This is a genomic window from Streptosporangium minutum (genome assembly GCF_002149035.1).
In the GTDB taxonomy this organism is placed as follows: Bacteria; Actinomycetota; Actinomycetes; order Streptosporangiales; family Streptosporangiaceae; genus Streptosporangium; species Streptosporangium minutum.
In genome coordinates this window covers 14,454-36,307 of record NZ_NGFP01000066.1, presented here as the reverse complement: position 1 = coordinate 36,307, position 21,854 = coordinate 14,454, and the positions used below count along the sequence as shown (strand labels likewise).

Sequence of the window (21,854 nt, the reverse complement as noted above, 5' to 3'; positions counted from 1 at the left end):
GTGGGGGCAGGCGACACGCTCCACGTCCGGCCGCCGTCCCGCGAGACGGCCTTCTCCCAAGGGAGACCGTGGTCGGGGAAGACGGTGATCGCGTCGCCGTCGACCGAGATCGACGAGGCCGAGGGGGGAGGAGGCACCTGGGAGGTGGCGGTCACCGCGATCAGCGCGACGGGGACGATGATCAGCGTGCGGGCCCGCCGTACGGCGTGATCGGCCCGGCAGCGGCGCGAGACCAGCCATGCGAGGCCCAGCGCGGGCAGGGCGACCAGGTCGGTCGGGTCGGCCAGCATCCGGGAGGGGCCCGCGAACAGGGTCCAGGCCTGGGAGGCGAGGGCCGCGCCCGTCGCCGTGGTCTTGACCAGGACGAAGCCGGTTCCCGTGGCGATCGTCGCGCCGAGGGCGGGCACGCGGACGAGCGCGAGCAGGGGTGGGGCCACGAGCAGGCCTGCGACGTCGCTCAGTTTGCCGGTGACCAGGCCGGGCCACAGGGCCTTGAGCACGTGGTCGTTGATCAGCAGCACGATGGTGGCGACCACGGTCACGGGGTGACCGAGCCAGGCCAGGGCGGGTGGGTGGACGGGTCCGGCAGGGATGGGCGGATGGCCGATCCTGGCCAGGGCAGAGCCGTACGGATGCCTCATGTCGCGATAGATGCATCGTGGCGGGGCATGGTTCGGACGGCATGGATTCTGTGATCAGGCTGTGCCGTGACGGGTGTCGGTCACCCCGCGAGTATGGCGCGGGACGGGTGGTAGGGGCGGGCGACGCGGCACACGTTCACAGCCCCGCAGGCGGCCAGGGAATGGATACCGGCCCTTGAACCCCGCCGAGGCCCCCTCGCCGCCCTGAGGGGCGATCAGGGCGCTCTGGAGGCGTGCGGTGCGGCCGCCGCCCCGTCGCGGAACGGATCGTCGCCTCCGCCTTCGCCGGGCGCGCGGCCCGGCCGGTCACCGTGAACCGCCGCCTGCGTCCGAAATGGGGTTGTCTGTCGGGAAAGGGGGGTCTGCCGGAGAACGAAGAAGGCGGGGTTCGCGTCAAGCGAACCCCGCCTCCCTCGCTAACCAGAGGTCTATGCGTCAGACGGCGCGGACCTGCGAGGCCTGCGGGCCCTTCTGGCCCTGCGTGATCTCGAATTCGACCCGCTGGCCGTCTTCGAGGCTACGGTAGCCATTGCCCTGGATCTCGGAGAAGTGCACGAACACATCCGGTGCACCGCCGTCCGGTGCGATGAAGCCGAAGCCCTTTTCAGCGTTGAACCACTTGACGGTTCCCTGAGCCATTAAAGCTCTCCCTCAGGATTTGAAACTTTGGGATTCACACCTCGTGAACCCCATGTGTCGTACAGCAAGCCCCGGGGTGGTTCAGTCAAACTGGTTTTCACAACGGGATTCAGCTAATACAACGCCATCACATCTAACACTATCCGGCGCACTCGTGTTCCCGCCATGAGGAAGATTCCTCGTAGACGGATCCCCGGGGCTGGCGCCCCGGGGATCACAGTGCAGACTGGAACCTGTTATGGGAAGCCCCCGGCTCGTCGCCACCGACCTCGACGGCACCGCTCTGCGCTCGGACGGAACCGTCTCCCCCCGTACCGCCGCCGCTTTCGCCCGTGTGGAGAGAGCCGGGGCCACGCTGGTCTTCGTGACCGGCAGGCCGCCCCGGTGGATGCACACGGTCGCGGGAGCCGTACGTCATAGAGGGCTGGCCATATGCGCCAACGGCGCCCTTGTCTACGACCTGCACACCGAGCAGATCGTCAAATCCCACCTCATCGCCGCAGATGTGCTTGAACAGGTCGTGAGACGGCTCCGCGAAAAGGTGCCCGAGCTGGCGTTCTCGGTGGAATACGAAGGTGGATTCGCCCATGAATCGGACTTCCGTCTCGGCCGTTGGGACGGCAAGGCGGTCGCCGGGCTCCGCGTCGGGACATCCACGCTCACCTCACGGCCGTGCGCCAAACTTCTGGCCCTGCATCCCCGGATGGACCCCGACGCCCTTCAGGAGACGGTCTGCGAGCTGGTCGGCGACCTGGTCACGCCCACCCACTCCAGCGGCCGCGCCCTGATCGAGATGAGCGCCCACGGTGTGACGAAGGCCTCGGCGCTGGCGGCGCTCGCAGAGGGACACGAGATCAAGTCCGCCGACGTGATCGCCTTCGGAGACATGCCCAACGACCTGCCGATGCTGCGGTGGGCGGGCACTTCCTACGCGGTCGCCAACGCCCACGCCGAGGTGCTGGCCGCGGTCGATCACGTGACCGCGGCCAACAACGACGACGGGGTCGCCAGGATCCTTGAGGACCTCTACAGGTGATTCTTGAGGACCTCTACAGGTAGGGGCCCGAGCTGCCCTGGTGGCCCTCCTGCGGGAGGGAGATGCCGCTGGGCAGTGCCTTGCGCATGTTCTCCAGCTGGGCGCGGGCCGCCATCTGCTGGGCGAAGAGCGTGGTCTGTATCCCGTGGAACAGGCCCTCAAGCCAGCCGACCAGCTGCGCGTGGGCGACCCGGAGCTCCGCCTCGCTCGGCGGGGTGCCGTTGTCGTCCTCGGTGAACGGCAGCGACAGGCGCTCCAGCTCGTCGACCAGCTCGGGCGCCAGACCGTCTTCGAGCTCCTTGATGGAGCTCTGGTGGATCTCCTTGAGTCGCTTGCGGCTGGCCTCGTCCAGCGGGGCCGCCCGGACCTCTTCGAGGAGCTGGCGGATCATGCTGCCGATCCGCATCACCTTGGCGGGCTGCTCGACCAACTCGGTGATCGACCGTCCCTCGCCGTCCTCCTCGGTCTGGACCCCCTGGGGGCCCATGACCACTATGTGCGGAGTGCTCTCCTCAGCGTTCATAGCACTCAACTTACTAGCAGGATTTTCCCGATGTGGTCCCCGGCCTCCAGGAACTTGTGAGCCTCGGCGGCCTCGCTCAGCGGCACCCGGGCGTGGATCACCGGCCGGATCGCCCCCGCCTCGACCAGGGGCCAGACGTTTTCGACGACACCGCGCACGATGACCCCCTTCTCGTCGACCGGGCGCGAGCGTAGCGTGGTGCCGTGCACGGAGGCCCGTTTGACGAGGAGAGCACCCAGGTCCAGTTCGCCCTTCGAGCCGCCCTGCATCCCGATCACGACCAGCCGGCCGCCGGTCTTGAGGGCCTTCACGTTCCCGGGCAGGTATCTCCCGCCGACGATGTCGAGGATCACATCGGCCCGGACCCTCTCCGCGAAGTCCTCCTCGCGGTAGTTGATCCCCTCGTCGGCGCCGAGCTCCACACAGCGGGCGATCTTCTCGGCGGACCCGGCAGTGACGACCACGCGCGAGCCGAACGCCTTGGCGAGCTGTACGGCCAGCGTGCCGATCCCGCTGGCACCACCGTGAACGAGAAGCGTCTCGCCCTTCCTCAGGCGCGCGGTCATGAACACGTTGGACCAGACCGTGCACGCCACCTCGGGCAGAGCGGCCGCCTCGACCAGGTCCACGCCCCCGGGCACGCGCATGACCTGCTGCCAGGGCACCGAGACCCGTTCCGCGTAGCCGCCTCCGGCGAGCAGCGCGCACACCCGGTCGCCCGGCTTGAAGTCCTCGACGTCCGAGCCCACCTCGGCGACCACGCCGGAGCACTCCAGCCCCGGGTACGGCGGGGCGCCCGGGGGCGGGTCGTACAGCCCCTGCCTCTGCATCACATCGGCGCGGTTGACCGCCGAGGCGGCCACGTCGATGAGGACGTCGCCCGGTCCGGGGCGGGGTTCGGGGACCTCCCGCCAGGTCAGCACTTCAGGTCCACCAGGTTTATCGATCACGATGGCGTGCATGTGACCAAAGTATCCGGTGGGCTCAACTTGGTGGTTGCCCGCATTGACGAGAACACAGGGCGTTAACCTGCTATGTGTTTGCTGCCCTTTTATGCCCATCCCGAGGGGGAACACGGTGGCGAGACACGATCGTGAGGAGTCTCTCGAGGAGCAGCTCGCCTGGCTCGACGCTATCAAGGAGCAGGACGAGGTGCCTCCCGTCGCGGTGAAGAGCACCGCGATGGACGCGGTGGACGACGCCGCGATCTCGCCATACCCGAAGGACCCGTGGAGTTCGGTGCCGTCGGAGCCCGACGTGGCCTCGTCGCCGCTGTTCCGCACGGCCGTCGACTCGGCGTACGACCCCGCGGGCGCACCCGTGACCATGACGGACCCGCCGGCTGAGGAAGCCGACGCGGCCGACTGGATGGAGGCGGGCGACACGGTGAGAGCCTTCACCCTGCCCTCCGTCACGGCGCCCCCGAGCCAGGACAACGACGGATTCCTGGCCCCTCTCAAGCCCCTGCCCCGCCAGGAGCAGGGCGAGGGCGGCGGTCACAGCACGGGCGAGTTCACCGGTCCCGAGGTCCGCGCGCCGCACGCCGAGACCGAGTCGCGGCAGGAGCCGTCCCGCGGCCTGTTCGAGCAGCCCCGCCGCGCCGGGGAGCCGGTGGAGTCCTTCACGTTCCGCACCGCCGAGCCCGCCGGTCCCACCCTCGAACCGTTCAAGCCTCCGGCCCCGGAACCCGAGGGGTTCGCCTTCGGCGGCACAGGCTCCGACCGCGACGGTTTCACGCTGCCGAACGCCGGGGCCGGGCGTGACGCGTTCGCCTTCGGCGGTGCCGACCGTGACCGGTTCGCGCTGCCGGACGCCGGCTCCGACCCTGACGCGTCCGCCTCCGGCGGCGCCGAGCAGCGCGACGACCGGTCCGGCTCCGGTGGCGCCGATCGAGACGATTCCCGCTCCGGCGGTGTGGAGCAGCGCGACGACCGGCCCGCTTCCGGCTCCGAGCAGGGTGATTCCCCCTCCGGCGCCGAGTCGCACGATGACCGGTCCGCCTCTACCGGCGTCGAGCAGGACCGCGACCGGCCGACCTTCAAGGTCGGCGTCGAGCAGGACCGCGACTGGCCGGTCATCAAGGCCGGCGTCGAGCAGGACCGTGACCGGCCGGCTTTCAAGGTCGGCGTCGAGCAGGACCGTGACCGGCCGGCTTTCAAGGCCGAGCCGTTCACCGGCGGCGATTTCCTCCGGCCGGCTCCGGAACGCTCCGATCCCGAGGCCGCCGAGCCGTTCCGGGTGCCGGAGTCCTTCGGCGCCGACCGCCCGGACCAGGCCACGCCGCCGGAACGGGCCCCCGGCACGTTCGGCTCGGACTCCTCCGGATTCCCGGGCTTCGCACGTGACTGGGACAGGCCCTTCGGCTCGGACCGGGACACGCCTTCCCCGTCGGCCAGGGAGACGGCCTTCGCACCCGAGGGGGAGACGGCCTCCACGCCCGGCCGGGACCAGCCTCCGGCCTCGGACCGTGGCACCGCCTTCGCGCCCGATCGGGACAAGCCCTTCGGCTCGGACCGTGGCACCGCCTTCGCGCCCGATCGGGACAGGCCCTTCGGCTCGGACCGGGACACGTCCCCGGCGTCCGGCCGGGACACGGCTTTCGCGTCCGAGCGGGAGGCGGCCTTCACACCCGAGCGGGACCGGCCCTTCACCTCGGACCGGGACACGTCTTCCGCATCGGGCAGGGAGACGGCCGAGCCGGCGCGGGAGCCGTACCAGGCACGCCGCCGTCAGTCGGTCCCTCCGCCCGCCTTCAGCGCTCCCTCCCGTCAGCAGGTGCCGGGCGTGCCCAGGCCGTCGGCCGACAGCCTCGATCCCGAATCGCTGCTCAGGGGCCGCCGCAACGGGCCCGCCGGCGGCTGGCGCAAGCTGATCTACAAGGCCTCAGCAGGTTTGATCAAGCCTGGTGAGTCCCCCGAGGTCCGCCGCCGCCGCGAACTGGTCGCCCGTGCCCGCACACCCGTCGCCACGGGTCACCATCGGGTCGCCGTGCTGAGCCTCAAGGGCGGTGTCGGAAAGACCACCACCACGGTCGGCCTCGGCGCCACCCTCGCCCAGGTCCGCGGTGACCGGGTCATCGCGGTCGACGCCAACCCCGACCGCGGCACCCTGTCGGACAAGCTCGAACTCGAAACCTCCGCCACCGTCCGCGACCTGCTCAACGAGCGCCAGCAGATCAAGCGCTATGTCGACATCCGGGCCTTCACCTCGCAGGCCCCGTCCCGCCTGGAGATCCTCGCCTCCGACCGTGACCCGTCGGTGTCGGAGGCCTTCAGCTCATCCGACTACCAGTCGGTGGCCCAGGTCCTGGAGAACTTCTACTCGATCTGTATTACCGACTGCGGCACCGGCCTGCTCCACTCGGCCATGTCCGGCGTTCTCGGCCTGGCCGACCAGCTCGTCCTGGTCAGCTCCCCGTCCGTGGACGGCGCTCGTGCAGCCTCGGCCACCCTGGACTGGCTGGAGGCCCACCACTACGAGGAGCTGGTCCGCTCCGCCACGGTGGTGCTGTGCAGCGTCCGCCCCCGTTCGAAGTCCACCGTGGACCTCGACCGCCTGGAGGCCCACTTCGCGGCCCGATGCCGTGCCGTGATCCGCATCCCCTACGACCCCCATCTCGAAGAGGGCGCGGAGATCGACCTGGAGAGGCTGCAGTCCACCACCCGCGAGTCCTACCTCCGCCTGGCGGCCTCGGTGGGTGACGGCTTCGCCGCCACGCAACTCTGAATCCGGTACGGCAGGCGCCCCGTCTCCGGACGGAGACGGGGCGCCTGCCGAGTCCCGTGCACGCCTCGGGCGGTGAGAGGCTAAGGTGCAATCTGACACGTTCTTCGGAGCGTGTCGCCAGGAGAGCTCGCCTAGTGGACGATGGCGGCGGTCTTGAAAACCGCTAGGGGCTTTGCGGCTCCTCGTGGGTTCGAATCCCACGCTCTCCGCTCACCAGGGGAAACGTCGGAAGCCGGGTCCGGTGAAGATCACCGGACCGCTCCGATGGGAACAAAATGGGAACACCCCGTCATGATCTTGCCTCTTTCGGGCCCTTCCAGTCGGGGATGAGCGCCACCACCTTCTCCGCCGCATCGTCCAGGACGGCCCGTCGGACGTGCTGGTAGAGATCCCGGGTGATGGTCGTCGTCGAGTGCCCCAGCTGCACCGAGACCACCTTCACGTCCAGCCCCGCCTCCAGGCCGAGGGTCGCCGCCGTGTGCCGCGCCTCGTGCAACTTGATCACTGGCAGACCGGCCGTCCGCGCGACCGCCTTGAAGCCCTCGGTGACCCGGTCCGGAGGTAGAGGCCGGCCATCCGCCCGCGGGAAGACGAGATCGTGATCCTCGTACTCCTCGCCCGCCATCCTCGCCCGCCGCTGCTTCCTCTGGTGAGCCTTGAGCAGCCGCACCGTCTCCGCGTCGAGGGAGATGACCCGCTGACCGGCCCGCGACTTCGGGGTGTCGACGACGATCCGCCCGCCCAACTGCAGGATGGTCTGCACGATCCTCGCGTGCCCGGTCTCCAGGTCGAGGTCAGTCCACCGCAGCCCGCACGCCTCGCCGCGGCGTAGACCACGCAGCAGCACGATGCGGTACAGCAGGCCGAGCGGATCCGTCTCTGCGGCCTGGAGGAACGTGCCGACCTGCTCGGGTGCCCATACCCGCGCCGGGTCGCGCTCCTCGGGCGGTAGCTCGACGCCGAGGCACGGGTTGAACTCGACCATGCGCCGCTTGACCGCCCAATTGTAGGCGTTGCGCAGGGTGGCGAACACCCGATGCTGCGTCGCGACCCCTGTGACTTTGTGCCGCGCACGCACGTCCCCGGGCAGGTGCGGCGGGCGCTTCTCCGCCCCGGCCGTGAGGATCTCCGCGTTCCACTCCTCGATCGTGTCGAACAGGCCGTCGATGTGCGCGGCGCGCAGGCGGTCGCGGGGAATCACGCCGAGCTGGGGGAGCAGGTAGTGGTCGAGGTGCTGACGCCAACCCCGCCGAGTCGACTCCTTCTTTGCGCGCTTGGAGGCATACCAGTCCTCCAGCAACTCGGCCACTGTGCCGGCCGACGCCGCCAGGTCCACGCCGAGTTTTACCTTGCGCCGCATGGTCTCGACGTCGGGCAGTTCCTGGCCGTGCTTCACCTCGAAAATGAGGTCGCCGATCCGCCGCCGCATCACGTCGTCATCCCGGGCCAGCTTCACTAGATCCTCGACATGGCCGAACGCCTTCTCGGCCGCGGTCTGCGTGGCGAAGCCGAACCGCTTGAGCTGCCGTCCCCGGCGCTCGGTGGTGTCGAGGCGCGTTGAGAAGCCGTGTGTTCCGTGTCGCCGATTCTTCAACTGCGGGCAGCGGGAATCGAGCGGCTTGTCTGTCTCGGGATCCTTACATCCACAGCGCTTGGAGTAGGAAGCTCTCAAGAGGCATCTCCCGTTTCCTCGATCCTGGCGGCCATGGACCAGGAAGCATTCGCGAGATGTCCATGGGCGCGACCGAGTGCTTTTCGACCGGATAGTCCGAGCTCAGCTATCTGTTCAAGGATGTGTCCGAGCTGGTCAAGCTCGCCACCGGCCTCTTCGAACGCTTCAGCAGTGGTGTTCGAAGGAAGAGTCAGCTGTGTCACCTTCTTCGCCTTCACTGTGACGCCTTGCGCGGGCATCTCGATGTCTGCGACAGAGATAGGTGGAGTCATCAGCCGATACACAGTCGTCTTGAGAATCTCAGCCAAGACGAGCAACTCGGCTGCGGTAAATGCCCGGCGCCCCTTTTCCGCGCTGGAGACGGCTTGTCGGCTCCACGGTCTGCCGAGGTAGTCAGCAATCGCGTCTCCCAGTTGAGCCTGGGATAGGCCAAGGCCTTCACGGACTCTGAGCACGTTCTCCCCGATGACCTCTTCGATCTTCATGTCCACCCTCTCTGTTGTTAGGTGCAGCATGACAGTGATGGCACGGGTTGACAACCGTTGACCAGGGGTGGAAGCTATGGCATTACGTCATGCCGAAACTTCCATGGAGGCTGAATGTCCCCCCAGGTCCAGCACGAGGACCGCAGGCTTACGACAGATGAAGTCGCTGTTCGTTACCGCACTGCGCCGTCGACTGTCCGCTACTGGCGTCACATCGGGATCGGCCCTCGAGGCGTAAAGATCGGACGCAAGGTTCTGTATCAGGAGTCTGAGCTGCTTCGTTGGGAGCAGGAGAGGGCGGCACAGGAGTACGGGGGCGCCGCCTAATGAAGCCCCCCAACAACGCCGAAGGGTCGAGCCCCTGCCAGGACTCGACCCTCAATTCGGCGCCCTACAACGCCAACAACGCTGCCTACACCGTAGCGCGCAAGAGGCGTGCTCGTCACGTCCCGGGCCAGGTTCCGATTGTCCTCGCCGCGACGATCTACCCGCCCGCGTACGGCATGAGTCAGGCGCTCATCGTCCCTGACGAGACGTGCCCCGGCTGCTCGTGCTGGCACAGCCACCGGATCAAGTACCCGGCGCCTGTACTGGTCTTCCGGAAGGCGCGGTGTGGCGCTCGGTACGAGCTCGCTCTCCGCAAGCCCGCCGTCAAGCGCGGACGGAGGGCGGCGTGACCAATCACATGCTCGTCGGCGCCCTGGCCCTCGTGGGCCGGGGCTGGCCGGTGTTCCCCTGCATTCCGGGCGGTAAGAAGCCGCTCGGCGAGCTCGTCCCGAACGGTTTCCACGGGGCGACCACCGACATTGAGTTGGTTACGCGGTGGTGGACGGCCTACCCGAACGCGAACGTCGGTGTCCCCACCGGTCACCCCACTGTCGACGCGTTCGACGTGGACGTGAAGCCCGCCGGCACCGGGTGGGAGGCGTTCAACCGGCTCAAGCGCGCCGATGTCCTGCCCGTCCCCCTGGCCGTGGTCCGCACCCCCTCGGGTGGGCTGCACGCCTACTACCCGGGCACCTCACAGGCGTGCGGGTCGCTGCCTAAGCACTTCATCGACTTCAAGGCCGCGGGCGGTTACGTCCTGGTCCCGCCGTCGATCGTCGATGGGCAGCCGTATGAGCTGATCAGCGAACGTCCGGAAGCGCGGGACCAACTCAACTGGGGAGCGGTCAAGCAGTTTCTTAACCCGCCCCGGCCCATCACCACGGCGCCCCGCCGACCCACCACCGGCACCGGCATCCCCGGTCTCGCCGCATGGCTCGCCACCCAGACCAAGGGCAACCGCAACCGCGGACTGTTCTGGGCATGCTGTCGAGCCGTAGAGAACGGCGCCACTGAATCCGACCTTGACGAGCTGGTTCGCGTGATCAGCGCGCAGGGCCTCGACGAGCGGGAGGCGCACCGCACGGCGGCCGACGCCTTCCGCACCGCACGGAGGAGCGCGTGAGCGACTACCCGCCGGAGCCGTTTACGCGTAGGCGCAAGCTCACCCGGGCGTCGGACATCGAGATCAAGCCGGTTACGTGGATGTGGGAGGACAACGGCGCGGGTCGCATCCCCGCTGGCTCTCAGGTCGTCGCCGCCGGTCGGGAAGGCACGGGCAAGTCGAGCTTCGGTATCTGGATGTCCGCCGGAGTCACCACGGGCACTCTGCCCGGCTCGCTGCTCGGCACGCCGTACGACGTGATCTACGTCGCGGTAGAGGACAGCTGGGAACACACCATCGCCGGACGGCTCAAGGCGGCCGGGGCGGACCTCGATCGCGTGTGGCGCCTCGACGTGGAAGTCAGCGAAGACGAGATCAGCACGATCAACCTGCCCTACGACTTCGACCTCCTCGAAGAATCCATTACCGAGTACGGCGTGAAGCTGGTTGTCCTCGACCCGCTCATATCCACCATCGGTTCCTCTGTGGACACCCACAAGGAGCGATCCGTGCGGACCGTCCTCGACCCGCTCGCCCGCATGGCCGACCGGACCGGCTGCGTCATGCTCGGCATCGCCCACTTCGGCAAGGCCGCCGGCACCGACGCCAGCTCACTGATCACAGGCTCAGGAGCGTTCAAGAACGTGCCTCGTGCCATCTTCGGCTTCGCCGTCGACCCCGAAGACGGGTCACGGGTCATGACCCAGACCAAGAACTCCCTCGGCCGGACCGATCTACCGTCACTGGCCTACAGCATTGAGTCGACCAAGGTTCAGACCACGGCCGGCGGTTACGCCGAGGTCGGCAAGTTCGTCTTCGGTGGCGAAGCGCCCCGGTCGGTCGAGCAGATCCTTGCCAGTAGCAGCAGCGACGGAGACCGGACTCAGGACAAGCTCGATGCTGTCGACTTCCTGAAGGACGCTCTCGATGGGGCGTGGTCCAAGACCACAGACATCCAGGAAGAGGCCAAGCAGGTTCACAGCATCTCCGAGCGAACCCTGAACCGTGCCCGCAAGGGCCTGGCCGTTGTCGCCAAGAAGTTCCCCACCGGCAAGGACGGCAAGGGCGAATGGTGGCTCTCGCTGCCCGAGCAGAGCGCGAACCTTCCCGCGCCGGAACCTGAGGGCAAGGGTGCCACTGAGTCGGATAGTGAGGGCAAGGGTGCCACGCCCGACGCTGTGACCTCGGAAGACTGCCAGGGTGCCAACCAGGACCGTGTCATGGAACTTTGGCACCCTGGCACCCTTGCCCCCGATCCCGAGCCGATTGACGACTCACCCGAGCTAGTTGCCGACGTCGTCCCGATCAAGCGCACCCGGACCGTCAAGCCCAAATGCGGGTGGTGCGAGAAGGCGTTCACCCCGGTACGTCAGGCCGCGTACTGCTCGAAGAACTGTCGGCAGAACGCCAACCGCGCCAGCAAGAAGAAGACCGGCGAATAACCGTGACTGACCAGCACTACGACAGGGGCTCGCGGGTCACCCTGCGAGCCCTCTCCGCCTTCGAGGCATGGGTCATCAACCACGCCCACCGAGACAAGAGCCGCGGGATTTCGCTCCCTCCCGAAGTCCTCGACGTCTGCCGGCAGATCTTCGCGCCCCCTTCCGCCGACGGAAGTAAATCTGGGCCGCCTGAAATCGTTGTACTGAGCACAAAAGAAGTGGCATCCCGGATGGGCTGTTCGCCCCGATGGGTTCGCCACCTCTGCAAGACAGGCCAGATGCCCGGCGCCCACAAGCGAAACCGTGCCTGGGTAGTAATCAGGACCAAGGAGACCGATGGGCACGGCAAAGATGAAGACCGCGACTGAGACCCTCGACGACCTCAAGGCGCGCATCCTCTCCGGCGACGAAACCGTCACCGCCGAAGAACTCGGCCACGCGACACAGGCCGCCGATCACGAGAAGCTCCGCGAGCAGGCCGCCGAGATCCTCGCCGCCGAGCAGGCCGCAACCGACCAGCTCGCCCGTATCCGCGGCATCGGCGCGAATCTCATCGCAGCCTACGAAGACGACCAGGAGCAAGCCGACTTCAACGCCCTCAGAGACGCAGTCGCCAACATCGTCAGACGCTCCGAACGCCGCAAAGACGCCTTCAACAAGGCCTACGGCGCACTCGCCAGAGAAGGCGTCCCCATCGGCGGTGAACCCACGGCCGGTATCAGCCGGCGCGAAGCCGGAATGGGTCTCGGTGACCGCATCATCGTCAACGACCAGGTCATCACCTACAGCGCGCCAGGCGCCACGTGCGCCGACGCTATCGCCTCAGCTCTCGGCGACACGGGCAAGAGCAACGGCTTTCTCGCCCCCAACATCACCTTGGTTGCTAAGCGCCGGCCCCGCCAGGAAAGCCCCGAGCAGGCGCAGCGCCGCGAACAGATGCGCCTCGACATGCTCACCCGAATGCGGGAGCAGGAGTCAGTAAGCCGCTAAGCCCGGCACCGCTGCCAGTGGTCTCCTCCTACCCGGGCAGCAGCGGTGCCGTCATGGCCCCGGCTCGCACGTGTCGGGTCGGGTCGGGGCCATCACACACTTGGAGACAACGTGATCGACATCCCTAAGAAGCTGCTCATCTTCAACGCCGAGGACTGGCCTGGCCGACAGCCAAGCCACCGCCTCAGCATTGACCTACTCGTCAAGCGCGAACACTGGAGACGAGCACAAGACCAGTGGTCACACAGCACCGGCATCTGGCGCGACACATTCGAGGAATGGCAGCGCGTACAGCTCTCCGCACGACAAGCAGCGCCGTGACCTGCATAAACGTCCCCAGGGTGGGGGGGTACCCGAAGATCAATTCGGAAGGTCGCCCGGTACGGTATAGCGCTCACCTGTCACTGTGCATGACGAAGTTCCAAAGGCAGGAATGAGGCCGTCGTGAAGTCGATCAGAGAGCCGCTGCCGCCGCCGGCGGGCCTGGCGGAGCGTGGGCTGGAGGCGTGGAACCGGTTGACGGTCGAGTACGACTTCCGTACCGACGAGGTTCACGTCGTCCGGGAGTTCTGCCGGACCCTCGACACGTTGGAGCGCCTGGCTACGGAGCTGGAGAGCGCGCCCACGATGGTGATGAGCCCGTCTCAGGGGCTGGTTCCGAACCGGTTGTTCGCCGAGGTTCGTCAGCAGCGTCTTGCGTTGCGCGGGTTGGCGTCGTCGCTGGCTTTGCCGGATGCGGCGGGTGGCCGTGGTGGCGATGGCATGACGGTGTCGGAGAACGCCCGGAAGGCGTCGCGGGCAAGGTGGTCGCGTGGCGCGTAAGTGGGTCGACGTCGATGACCGGCGGGAGCTGCTGGAGGAGGCGTACGAGGTGACGACGCTGGCCATGTACGCCTCGATGCTGTCGCCGGACCTGGAGGGGGTGGCGTGCGGGTCGTATGGGCGCCTGGTCGAGCTGGCGGAGGAGTTGGACATGCCGGCGCCGCCGCTGCTGGCTGAGGTGGGGAAGTCGGGGGCGTCTACTCCGTTGGATGCCTGGTTGAGCGAGGGCGGCCTGTATCACTCGGGTCGGCGTTGGTGCGATCTCCGCGACGGTGGCCACTGGGCTCACCAGTGCGGGTAGGGGAGTTTTGAGAGTTTTAAGAGCCTCTTACGTATGCGCGCGGGAGGGGTTTCGTGACTTTCGTGACGCCCTTACACGTGCGCGCGTAGAGGTCCTGTAGAAACTGCAGAAATGACGGTGGCCCCGTCTCGCCCTTCACGAGACGGGGCCACTGGCCCGGCCGTCCCCGGGGTAACGACCAGGGAGCGCGCATGCGGCCGGGAATCTTCAGGCGCGACGACACGGGGAAGGTGTGGTGTGCCGCCGCGCCAGCTCATGAAGGGCCGCCGGCGCAGATCTCGGCCCACTCCTCATCGGTCACCCGGGCCACGCCGAGGGCGTCGGCCGCATGGTTCAGGTCCTCGCGGGTGAGCTGCCAGCGGCGAGCGAGGATGATTGCCAGCTCTCGCGCGGTCATCCGGAGTCGCGGTGGTTGGCCTGGACCCGCTTGACGGTCGCCACGATCCGATCGAGTGCGGCCTCGACTTCTAGCGTGACCTGGGTTCCGTCTGGCCAGTAGCGGACCGGGGGAGTCTCTTGCGGGATGGTCTCGGCAGTGTCGCCGGTCTTATCGTGGGCCATGGGTCGGACCTCCATCGTCCGATCAAGGGCCGTCACGACGTTCTCAGCGTCGGGGCGGCCCGTTACGTTGTGCGACCTAGGAAGGACTGTACGTCCTACTCGTACAGCTCGTACAGCCTGTGTAATACGGACCGTATGCGCAGGTCGTTAAGCCTGTCCGTAACGTTTTCCACGTGACGATTGACCACCTCGACAAGCGGCCGTTCTTCGAGCAGCTCGCGCGGATCATCGCCGACCAGATCAAGGCCGGCGAGTACGAACCCCGCCAGGTGTTGCCGAGCGAGACGCAGCTGCAGCAGGCGCACGGCATCGCCCGCGGCACGGTCCGCCACGCGATGCGCATCCTCGGCGAGCAGGGGTGGACGGTGACGGTTCAGGGCCGCGGCACCTACGTCAACGATCGGGAGCACTGGCCGGCCGAGTAGGGGCGCCGGCAGTGTGGCACCTCACGGAGGGGCTGGGGGTGTCACGCGGGAGGGTGTTACAGGTCAGAAGGGGTGCCACGCATCGTGGCACCCCTTCATGGCACCCCCGTGGCGGGGGCGTGGCGCCCGGGTGTGGCACCCGTGGCAGCAAGATCAAAACTTGTGCGCGCGCAGCCCACGCGCAGCCGTGAGCCCGTCAGGCTGACGGGCTCACCGCGGGCTCAGTCGACGTTGGGTCGCTCCGACATCAGGTATCGCTGCGCGTCGTCGTCGTAGCCGATCACGTCGGCCTCGATCAGCCTCTTGAGTTGCTTCTGTGCCCACGCCCTGGACATGTCGGTGGACTCCCACAGCGGCCTGAGGTCGCGTGTGGCGAAGTCGCGGGCGCCACCGTCCCACAGCCCTTTCAGGTGCTTCATGAGGGCCGCTCCGCGCTCCTGCGGCGTCATCGTCACCGCGGGCGGGGTGAACTCCCATTCGGGGTCGTCGGGGTCGTCGTCGATCGGGTCGTCGAGGCCGGCCTGAACCTCGGGGTCGGGGTCGTCGGTGCTCAGGTACTCACTCGCCACGTTGCGCACCTCCTCATCATCGTCGTCGGGGTCGTCGTCGAGGTCGGCGGGCCGCTCCAACAGAGCGGCGGCCACCCCGAGCGGCTTGGCGCCCCCTGCTAGCCGGGACAGCGCCGCAGTGGTCTCGTCGACCCGCTTGTCTGCCGCCGGCCACCGTGCGGCGTGCTCTCTCATCGCTGCGTTGGCGAGCTCGTCGTCGAACTCGCCGGCGGCGTCGATGCCCCACGCGTAGGTCCGCATCGGCATTGCGATCCGCCCATCCGGAATGGATGGCGCGTCCAGGTAGGCCATACCGGGCTGAGCGTTGGTCCACAGCTCCGGGCGCGCTCCGGCGTCCTGTTGCCGCTCTGACAAGCCGAACGAGGCATCAGCGCTGTTCTCCACGCCGAAGCACATCTTCGCGAGCTGGCCGCGCGCCAGCGTGGGCATCTGCGTATAGTCCGACCGCTGCAGGCTCATGACGATCGTCCCGCCTGCGGACCGGATCGCCTTGAGCATGGACAAGAACTGCTCTTGTTCCTTGTCGGACAGGCAGTCGAAGATGTCGGGGAACTCCTCCAGCCAGATCAGCCAGTAGGTGAGCCCACAGCCCGGCTTCCACTTCGCCAGCCCCTTGCCGGCCAGGTAGTCGGTGCGTGGCTTCACCTGCTTCTGCAGCTCCGACAGCATCGCCTTCACACCCGCCGGGGTGGTCTCGAACCTGTGCAGGGACTCCTCCAGCGGTCCGAGGGTCTGCCGTCCCTTGGTGATGTCGCCAGCGAACACCGCGCCGTCGAACCGGGTGACGAACTCGGCGAGGTAGTTCCAGGCGCCGCCGAAGCCCTTGCCCGCGCCGGTCATGCCCATCATCTGCAGGTGGTGGCCGATGATGACGTACCGCAGTTCGTCGAGGTCCTGCCACAGGGCCAAGCGGAACGGTTCGGCGACGCTCGCACCTGGCCGGGACGGGCCCGGCCAGGGGATGGGCCGCGTCATCACCCGCGGGTCGCTGATCGTCACCTTGGCGCGGCTGGCGTCGTCGGGGTCGAGGCTCGTGGTGATCGACCCGGGCGGCAACCCAATCCCGGACTCGATGTAGGGGACCTTCCGTTGCAGGTCCTCGGCGGTCTGCCGTCCCTGCTCCAACTGGACGGCGCCCTCGACCTTGTGTGCGGTCGCTGCGGTGGTGCGCGCCTCGATCGCGAGGCCGGCCCGCTCGGCGCCCTGGCCGAACAGCAGCGCCAGTGGATCGGACATCGCGCCGGGCGCGTCCCACCCCTTCAGCCGGATGATGGTCCGGATGTTCCACGTCAACGCCATGGTGAATCCGCCGATGAGCACCAGGCGGCCGGTGACGACGGTGGTCGAGCCGTTGATCGTGGCCGCGGTCACCCACAGCCCGGACAGCAGCGTTGTGGCGGTGGTGTGGATGCGCCCCCACACCCCGCGGGCGTGCGACTGGCCGTAGGTGACGCCGGTCAGCACCAGCACGGCGGTGGACAGCAGGAACGCCGTCCACGCGACCACCTGCGGGTCATCGGAGGCGAGGATTGCGTGGAAGGCCGTCCCGACGCCGAACGCCAGGATGCCGACCACCCACGGGCCGGACAGGGTGACGAGCTTGGACACGCCCTTGGCGACGACTTTGTCCATCGACGACTCGGGGTCGACGGTCGCGAGCTCCTTGCTACGGGTGGCCATCAGTTGTCGTCCCAGTTGAAGACGGGCTTCTTCTTGTCCTTGATCGCGGGCAACTGGTCGATGAACTCCTTGCGGAACTGCTGGTGGAACTTCACCAGCTCGACCCCGGCGCCCTTCTGCAGCTCCGCGGCCCGCTTGAGCCGCTTGACGACGCGGCGGGCGCGCAGCCGTACGTCAGGGGCGCCCATCAGCGCGAGCACCGGGTGCCCCTTGAAGCTGCGGATCAGCACCGCGTACAGCTCGTCGGCGCCGATGAGGAACTCCCCGTGAAGGTCCCGGCACAGCGCCCGCCCGACCTTGGCGTAGTCGGTGACGGCCCGCGGACCACCCCACGGGATGTTGCTCAGCTCGGGGATCCGGCTACGGCCGGGACGGTCGGCGGTCATCGCTCGTCCTCCTCGTCGTCGTCGATCACGTCGGCGTCGGCGACGTGGTGTTTGCCGGTGCGGTAGGCGTCGCCGATCACCCGGGCGGAATCGCGGGCGTCGTAGCGGAGCGGGCGGGCGCCGGCGAGCGCGGCCACCAGGTCATCGAGCGCGGTGAGGAACAGGCGGATCACCGCCCAGATACCCGCCCAGATGCTCGGGCGGGGGACATGGTGAATCATGGATCTCTCTCCTTCATTGGGGAGACCCGCCCCTGGACCTGCTTTCGACGGTTGATCCGGGGGCGGACCTGGTTTCAGGGAGGGGTCAGGTCGAGGCGGGGCTGTGGCCGTTCATGGCGGCGGTGCGGTTCCGCCACTCACGTTCCCGCCACTGCTGCCGAAGGACCTTGATCGGAGGTCCGGCGAAGACCTCGGCAGGCGTCATGCCCGCGGTCAGCTCCTCATCGGTCGGCTCGTCGCCCCAGGGGCCTTCCCACGGCTGCTCGCTGTCCTCGGCCGACTGCTTCGGGACGGGCATGTTCCACGCCTTGCGGAAGACGGCCTTGCCGAGCTCGGTGAGTCCGGCCGCGTCCAGGTCGGCTTCGCTCGGCAGGTTGTCCTTCGTGAACTCGGTGGCGAAAGCCAGAGCATTCCGCGCTTCTTCCTCCTTGCTGATCTTCCGCGAGGGAGCAGCGGGGACCGACGTCCTGTCCTCGACGACGTCCTGTCCTCGCAGCACCGGGCCGGGCTTCGCCTCGGCGAGGGAGTCGAGGTATGCCTTGATCTTCACGGCGCGCGGCTGCCCGATCTTCAGGTCCCGCTTCAGGCGGCTCACCGCGGGCGCCTGCCCCTCGGCAATCTCGGCGGCGTACCTGGCTGCGGCGACCGGGAACAGCTCATCAGGTGCGGGTGTGAGAACCGGCATCGGAGCAGGTGAGAGCGCGGGTACGGCGGGTACGTCGATCGGTTCCCCAATTGGGGAACCGACGTCAGCCGTACCCGACTGGACCTCCTTGTGATTCACAAGGAAGTCCGGGACGGTGACCTCGACCCTTTCGAGAGTGTCAGCGGTGACACCCTCGGACATGGGCACCTCGACTTCGTCCCGGGCGGCGACGCCGAGCAGGTGCGCCAACCCGCCCAGGGCGATCGGCGGCACCACCGACACCGCGACCACCAGCACCCAGGACGCGCCACCCAGGACGATCACCTCAGCTTCGAGGAGATGGAACATGGCGTTGCCCAGGACGGAGACGACCACCGCGGCGAGCGCGTGGCCGAACGCGTGCCCGCGCACCTCGGCCGAGTACTTGCTCTTGTCGGTCGCGATGCGGGTCGCGGCGATCCCGTAGGCGTCCACCGTGATCGGCAGCAGCCACGACATCGACACCTCGACGCCGAACACGTGGAACACGGTGGTCCACCCAGCGAGCTCGCCGAGGCCGGACTGTGCGGTGAAGGACGCGGTCACGGTGGCGAGGGCGACCAGGGCAACGCACCCGATCACGGTCCAGTCGCGGCGGGCGTTCACAGGCCACCGTCCAGGACCCGGGCGGCCGTACCGAGCGCCTCGGCGAACTCGGTGAACGACCGGATGTCGAGGCCGGCGATGACATGGCCCCAGTCGTAGGCGTCGGTCGGGTCGAGGTCGCGGACCATCCGCTGTCCGCCGACGTAGTAGGACAGGCGGCCCAGCACCGGGTAGCGGGTACCGTTCTCGTCGGCCTGCACGTAGCAGATGACGACCTGACCCGGACCGCCGAACGGACCAAGGCCGGCGGTGTGGGTGCGGTCCGGGCCGGCGTCGGCGTGCTCGACCGCGCACCATGGCGGGCACGGCAAGGGAAGCTGTACGTTCTCAGACACGGTTCTGTCTCCTGTGTGTGCAGGGGATGGGGTCGAGGCCACGGCCGGTGGTGAGACACCGGCCGTGGCCGTACTGCTAAGAGAGGTCAGTGGTTGCGGCCGGTTCGGCGCTCTGGCGGCTGACGATGATGTCCTCGACCGTCGCGGCCATGGCGGACACCTCGGACTCGGACATGCACTCACGGGCCGCGTTGTAGGCCACCTCCGCCACGGTGTCGCCGTCGAAGGTCGTGGCCAGCTCGACGCCGCACAGCATCCCGGCGCGCATCGCCAGTTCAAACGCGACGTTCTCGCGGATCTCCTCGCCGCGGCGCCGGCGGATGACCATCTTCACGGCGTGGATGATCTCCTCCCGCTCGTCCTCATTGAGGAGACTGGCCCGGTACTCCTCCCAGATCGGGGCGTCGACTCCAGCGGTGCGCATCTGCTCGGCGAGCATCGTCACCGCCGACAGGTAACCGGAGACGTAGCAGACGCGGACCTCAAGGTCGGACAGTGCGGCGCCCGCATCGGCGAGGACCTCGACCGTCTTGTCTTCGCTGTGGGGGAGCTCGATCGCGGTCCACGCGCCGCCCGGGTCACGGGAGACGATGACCGCGTCCGCCGTGATGCCCTCGCGCTGCTGAGCGTCCTGCAGCTCTTTCAGCATCGAGGCGGCGGTGGCCTGGTCGAGGCGGCGGCCGGTGTAGGTGCGGACCTGGCGGCCCTCGGCGGTGTCGACGGTGCCGCGCACCCCGTACTCGCGGCCGGCCGGTACGGCGGTGTGGGTCGAGCACTCGAAGAGCTGCCCGCGCTCGCCGGACCCGGCGGGGATCATCGGGGCGTCGGTGGCGCTGCAGCGGATACAGGCGATGCCGTCGAGCTGGTCGTCAGTGGGCCTGATGATGTCGCTAAGGTTGGGCATTGGATCTACTTCCTGTTCGTGCAGGTGGTGATCTAGGCCTCGGGCGGTGGTTGCACACCGGCCGGGGCCGCCTCGCTTATTGCCAACTTTGTTTGCCAACAGTCTGTACGTTAGCCACGGGGAGATTGTCGGTCAATACTCTTGGCCTACTTTCTTGGCATACAAAGTTGTGACAGCATGAGTCCGTGACCACTGATGAAGAGCGTTTGAATCGCATCGCGGAGCTCCGCGACCAACTCGACGCCATACGCGCTGAACTGTTCGCCGAGATCCGAGCGGTGTTCCCCGAGAACCGAGGCGAGCCCCCAAAGCGGGGGCTGCTCACCGAAGTCACCAGGCGCGCACGTTGGACCCGCGAGTACGTTGCGCAGATCCGCGACGGCAAGGCGGGTGACTGATGGGAACAGGTTGGGAACAACAGGACCGAATGTGACCGATGATCATTGTCGTTAGCCAACGCTCCACGGCCCGTGTCACCAGCGCAGCCGAAAACAGTCAATAGTGACCAACGGTCACCAACGTAATGGTCAGGTGTCTTGAAAACCGCTAGGGGCTTTGCGGCTCCTCGTGGGTTCGAATCCCACGCTCTCCGCCAGGCTTGCGAAACGGCGTCTGACCAGGGATTTCCCTCGGACCGGGCGCCGTTGATCGTTTCCGGGATGCGCAGCCGTACGTCACCGTGAGCGGCTCTCGGCCGGTGTTCGCGGAATATACGCGGAATGATGTTGGTCGCGTTTCCCCAGGTGGCTGCCCCTGGATGGTGGCTTGAGACCTTGTCGTGCAAGGGACAGGCTCAAGCGACGAGGTTCTTGGCCAGAACGACGCTGTCGTAGTTGGTGACGTCCCACTTCCACGTTCCGATCGATGTGTAGCCGTGGTGCCTGTACCAGGTGATGAGATCGGTGGCCTGCGAGGAAGTGTCGATCACCACCCTTGATGCACCCAGAGTGGCGATGCGAGTCTCAGCCAAGGCCAGGAGACGATGTCCCAGGCCTGTTCCTCGTCGGGCTGGATCCACTGCGAGCTGCCAGAAGGATCCCGCATCGGTGGATGAAGGGTAGCCAGGTGGAGTGTCGTACGCCCCTGTCACCGTGACGCTTCCGATGATCGCCTCCTGCTCCAGGGCGATCCAGCACTCCCCTTTGTCCAGGCGGTTCAGTGTGTCTTCAGGAGCCTGGTAGGAGGCGAAGAAGACGAGTCCGGCGGCTGCGTGATCCGCATACGCGCGGTGCAGGAACGTGGTGAGCTCTTCCACTGAGTCGCTGTCGGCGAAGCGCCGCATGATGATCGGTTCCACAGGACCATGTTGTCCCACGGCTCTCCTTCTCGGAGATCATCCCGACAGGTCGGCCTTCGATGAACAGCCGTCGCACCAGAAAGAGTGAAGGGACCCCGGTACTACCCGAGGTCCCTTCGCGTCTCCGCTCACGCCGCCAGCGCATCCTCGATCCGCCGGTTAGCGATCTCCATGCCGCCGTCGATGCACTTGGCGTAGACCTTGAGCAGTACGTCCACCCCATGGCCTGCCCGCTCGGCCACGTCAGGAGCGGCAACGCCCGCGTTGAGCCAGAGGGAGACCTTGACTTGCTCGACCTCGCCGACGATGTAGCAGCCGTGCGGGAAGACCTGGTCGAAGCCGATGGGGATGGGGCCTTGGATAGCCATGGGCTCTACCTTTCGTCCATCCCCTTAGACAGTCGCGACCGATCCGCAGAAGTGAGGTGTCTAGGGGGCTATGCAAGCGCAGATATCCGGAGTCTGCCCCAACTGTCTAGG

The 21,854-nt window shown here is 67.5% G+C and carries 29 protein-coding genes and 2 tRNA genes; 15 read left to right on the top strand and 16 right to left on the bottom strand.

Features of this window, described 5'->3' with window-relative positions; all coding sequences use genetic code 11:
• On the bottom strand, positions 1–641 hold a 641-nt coding region (locus CA984_RS16550; RefSeq protein ID WP_207620898.1), incomplete at its 3' end, for a hypothetical protein.
• Positions 642–682: 41 nt separating this feature from the next.
• Here CA984_RS16550 and CA984_RS47920 point away from each other — a divergent pair.
• Positions 683–820, top strand: a complete 138-nt coding sequence (locus tag CA984_RS47920; protein ID WP_207620897.1) for an FAD-dependent monooxygenase — start codon at positions 683–685, stop codon at positions 818–820.
• 256 nt (positions 821–1,076) lie between these two features.
• Here the strand turns inward: CA984_RS47920 and CA984_RS16545 are convergent, their stop codons facing one another.
• Entirely contained in the window at positions 1,077–1,280 is a 204-nt protein-coding gene (locus CA984_RS16545; RefSeq protein ID WP_012886943.1) for a cold-shock protein, read from the bottom strand.
• Positions 1,281–1,518: 238 nt separating this feature from the next.
• On the opposite strand from CA984_RS16545, the gene CA984_RS16540 reads away from it, so the two are divergent.
• Entirely contained in the window at positions 1,519–2,316 is a 798-nt protein-coding gene (locus CA984_RS16540) for an HAD family hydrolase (protein ID WP_086573152.1), read from the top strand.
• 13 nt (positions 2,317–2,329) lie between these two features.
• Here CA984_RS16540 and CA984_RS16535 read toward each other — a convergent pair whose 3' ends face one another.
• Positions 2,330–2,839: a bacterial proteasome activator family protein gene (locus tag CA984_RS16535; protein ID WP_086573149.1), complete on the bottom strand. Its 510-nt coding sequence runs from the start codon at positions 2,837–2,839 to the stop codon at positions 2,330–2,332.
• Between the two features lie 5 nt (positions 2,840–2,844).
• Positions 2,845–3,801, bottom strand: coding sequence for an NAD(P)H-quinone oxidoreductase (locus CA984_RS16530; protein WP_086573143.1), 957 nt, complete (start codon positions 3,799–3,801; stop codon positions 2,845–2,847).
• 115 nt (positions 3,802–3,916) lie between these two features.
• On the opposite strand from CA984_RS16530, the gene CA984_RS16525 reads away from it, so the two are divergent.
• Positions 3,917–6,565 carry a nucleotide-binding protein gene (locus CA984_RS16525; RefSeq protein ID WP_242675989.1) on the top strand — a complete coding sequence of 883 codons (2,649 nt, stop codon included), beginning with the start codon at positions 3,917–3,919 and terminating at the stop codon, positions 6,563–6,565.
• A 120-nt stretch (positions 6,566–6,685) separates the two neighbouring features.
• A tRNA-Ser gene (locus CA984_RS16520) sits at positions 6,686–6,774 on the top strand.
• Between the two features lie 80 nt (positions 6,775–6,854).
• Here the strand turns inward: CA984_RS16520 and CA984_RS16515 are convergent.
• The gene (locus CA984_RS16515; RefSeq protein WP_086573141.1) at positions 6,855–8,159 is read right to left on the bottom strand and encodes a tyrosine-type recombinase/integrase; all 1,305 of its coding nucleotides are present in this window, start codon (positions 8,157–8,159) and stop codon (positions 6,855–6,857) included.
• 74 nt (positions 8,160–8,233) lie between these two features.
• Positions 8,234–8,752, bottom strand: a complete 519-nt coding sequence (locus CA984_RS44700; protein ID WP_133061687.1) for a helix-turn-helix transcriptional regulator — start codon at positions 8,750–8,752, stop codon at positions 8,234–8,236.
• Positions 8,753–8,836: 84 nt separating this feature from the next.
• Between CA984_RS44700 and CA984_RS16510 the strand changes: the two genes are divergently transcribed.
• From CA984_RS16510 to CA984_RS16480, 8 genes are all read left to right on the top strand, one after another.
• Positions 8,837–9,049, top strand: a complete 213-nt coding sequence (locus tag CA984_RS16510) for a helix-turn-helix transcriptional regulator (RefSeq protein ID WP_086573138.1) — start codon at positions 8,837–8,839, stop codon at positions 9,047–9,049.
• Positions 9,050–9,395: 346 nt separating this feature from the next.
• Positions 9,396–10,172, top strand: coding sequence for a bifunctional DNA primase/polymerase (locus CA984_RS16500; protein ID WP_086573133.1), 777 nt, complete (start codon positions 9,396–9,398; stop codon positions 10,170–10,172).
• Positions 10,169–11,593, top strand: a complete 1,425-nt coding sequence (locus CA984_RS16495) for an AAA family ATPase (protein ID WP_086573130.1) — start codon at positions 10,169–10,171, stop codon at positions 11,591–11,593. The genes CA984_RS16500 and CA984_RS16495 overlap by 4 nt, the downstream gene beginning before the upstream one ends.
• Positions 11,485–11,961 (top strand): helix-turn-helix domain-containing protein, encoded by a 477-nt coding sequence (locus tag CA984_RS49455; RefSeq protein ID WP_479725534.1) that lies wholly within the window; start codon positions 11,485–11,487, stop codon positions 11,959–11,961. Before CA984_RS16495 ends, CA984_RS49455 begins: the two co-directional genes overlap by 109 nt.
• Complete coding sequence (locus CA984_RS16490) at positions 11,930–12,583, top strand: hypothetical protein (protein ID WP_086573127.1); 654 nt, start codon at positions 11,930–11,932, stop codon at positions 12,581–12,583. The genes CA984_RS49455 and CA984_RS16490 overlap by 32 nt, the downstream gene beginning before the upstream one ends.
• Positions 12,584–12,694: 111 nt before the next feature.
• Complete coding sequence (locus CA984_RS45495) at positions 12,695–12,904, top strand: hypothetical protein (protein WP_133061686.1); 210 nt, start codon at positions 12,695–12,697, stop codon at positions 12,902–12,904.
• Between the two features lie 123 nt (positions 12,905–13,027).
• Positions 13,028–13,405, top strand: a complete 378-nt coding sequence (locus CA984_RS16485; RefSeq protein ID WP_086573124.1) for a hypothetical protein — start codon at positions 13,028–13,030, stop codon at positions 13,403–13,405.
• Positions 13,395–13,706 (top strand): hypothetical protein, encoded by a 312-nt coding sequence (locus tag CA984_RS16480; RefSeq protein WP_086573122.1) that lies wholly within the window; start codon positions 13,395–13,397, stop codon positions 13,704–13,706. Before CA984_RS16485 ends, CA984_RS16480 begins: the two co-directional genes overlap by 11 nt.
• A gap of 253 nt (positions 13,707–13,959) precedes the next feature.
• Here the strand turns inward: CA984_RS16480 and CA984_RS46225 are convergent, their stop codons facing one another.
• Together CA984_RS46225 and CA984_RS46220 are read right to left on the bottom strand one after the other, a co-directional pair.
• Entirely contained in the window at positions 13,960–14,103 is a 144-nt protein-coding gene (locus CA984_RS46225; RefSeq protein WP_165781280.1) for a hypothetical protein, read from the bottom strand.
• Positions 14,100–14,267: a hypothetical protein gene (locus tag CA984_RS46220; protein ID WP_165781279.1), complete on the bottom strand. Its 168-nt coding sequence runs from the start codon at positions 14,265–14,267 to the stop codon at positions 14,100–14,102. Before CA984_RS46220 ends, CA984_RS46225 begins: the two co-directional genes overlap by 4 nt.
• Before the next feature lie 173 nt (positions 14,268–14,440).
• Here CA984_RS46220 and CA984_RS16470 point away from each other — a divergent pair, with 173 nt between their 5' ends.
• The gene (locus tag CA984_RS16470) at positions 14,441–14,692 is read left to right on the top strand and encodes a GntR family transcriptional regulator (protein ID WP_086573116.1); all 252 of its coding nucleotides are present in this window, start codon (positions 14,441–14,443) and stop codon (positions 14,690–14,692) included.
• A gap of 221 nt (positions 14,693–14,913) precedes the next feature.
• Here the strand turns inward: CA984_RS16470 and CA984_RS16465 are convergent, their stop codons facing one another.
• From CA984_RS16465 to CA984_RS16440, 6 genes are all read right to left on the bottom strand, one after another.
• Positions 14,914–16,941, bottom strand: coding sequence for a hypothetical protein (locus CA984_RS16465; protein ID WP_086573113.1), 2,028 nt, complete (start codon positions 16,939–16,941; stop codon positions 14,914–14,916).
• On the bottom strand, positions 16,941–17,327 hold the full coding sequence (locus CA984_RS16460) for a hypothetical protein (protein ID WP_086573110.1): 387 nt from the start codon (positions 17,325–17,327) through the stop codon (positions 16,941–16,943). Before CA984_RS16460 ends, CA984_RS16465 begins: the two co-directional genes overlap by 1 nt.
• Positions 17,324–17,548 carry a hypothetical protein gene (locus CA984_RS16455; protein WP_086573107.1) on the bottom strand — a complete coding sequence of 75 codons (225 nt, stop codon included), beginning with the start codon at positions 17,546–17,548 and terminating at the stop codon, positions 17,324–17,326. Before CA984_RS16455 ends, CA984_RS16460 begins: the two co-directional genes overlap by 4 nt.
• Before the next feature lie 85 nt (positions 17,549–17,633).
• Positions 17,634–18,839: a DUF2637 domain-containing protein gene (locus CA984_RS16450; protein ID WP_086573105.1), complete on the bottom strand. Its 1,206-nt coding sequence runs from the start codon at positions 18,837–18,839 to the stop codon at positions 17,634–17,636.
• Positions 18,836–19,174, bottom strand: coding sequence for a hypothetical protein (locus tag CA984_RS46215; RefSeq protein WP_165781278.1), 339 nt, complete (start codon positions 19,172–19,174; stop codon positions 18,836–18,838). Before CA984_RS46215 ends, CA984_RS16450 begins: the two co-directional genes overlap by 4 nt.
• Before the next feature lie 76 nt (positions 19,175–19,250).
• A complete protein-coding gene (locus tag CA984_RS16440; RefSeq protein WP_086573100.1) occupies positions 19,251–20,078 on the bottom strand; it encodes a hypothetical protein in 828 nt (275 codons plus the stop codon).
• A gap of 185 nt (positions 20,079–20,263) precedes the next feature.
• Here CA984_RS16440 and CA984_RS16435 point away from each other — a divergent pair, with 185 nt between their 5' ends.
• Together CA984_RS16435 and CA984_RS46210 are read left to right on the top strand one after the other, a co-directional pair.
• Positions 20,264–20,476 carry a hypothetical protein gene (locus tag CA984_RS16435; protein ID WP_086573097.1) on the top strand — a complete coding sequence of 71 codons (213 nt, stop codon included), beginning with the start codon at positions 20,264–20,266 and terminating at the stop codon, positions 20,474–20,476.
• A 104-nt stretch (positions 20,477–20,580) separates the two neighbouring features.
• Positions 20,581–20,673: transfer RNA gene (locus tag CA984_RS46210), tRNA-Ser, on the top strand.
• 198 nt (positions 20,674–20,871) lie between these two features.
• Here CA984_RS46210 and CA984_RS16430 read toward each other — a convergent pair.
• Together CA984_RS16430 and CA984_RS49275 are read right to left on the bottom strand one after the other, a co-directional pair.
• Positions 20,872–21,375 carry a GNAT family N-acetyltransferase gene (locus tag CA984_RS16430; protein ID WP_086573095.1) on the bottom strand — a complete coding sequence of 168 codons (504 nt, stop codon included), beginning with the start codon at positions 21,373–21,375 and terminating at the stop codon, positions 20,872–20,874.
• A gap of 128 nt (positions 21,376–21,503) precedes the next feature.
• Positions 21,504–21,743 (bottom strand): hypothetical protein, encoded by a 240-nt coding sequence (locus CA984_RS49275; protein WP_086573092.1) that lies wholly within the window; start codon positions 21,741–21,743, stop codon positions 21,504–21,506.
• Positions 21,744–21,854 lie beyond the last annotated feature (111 nt).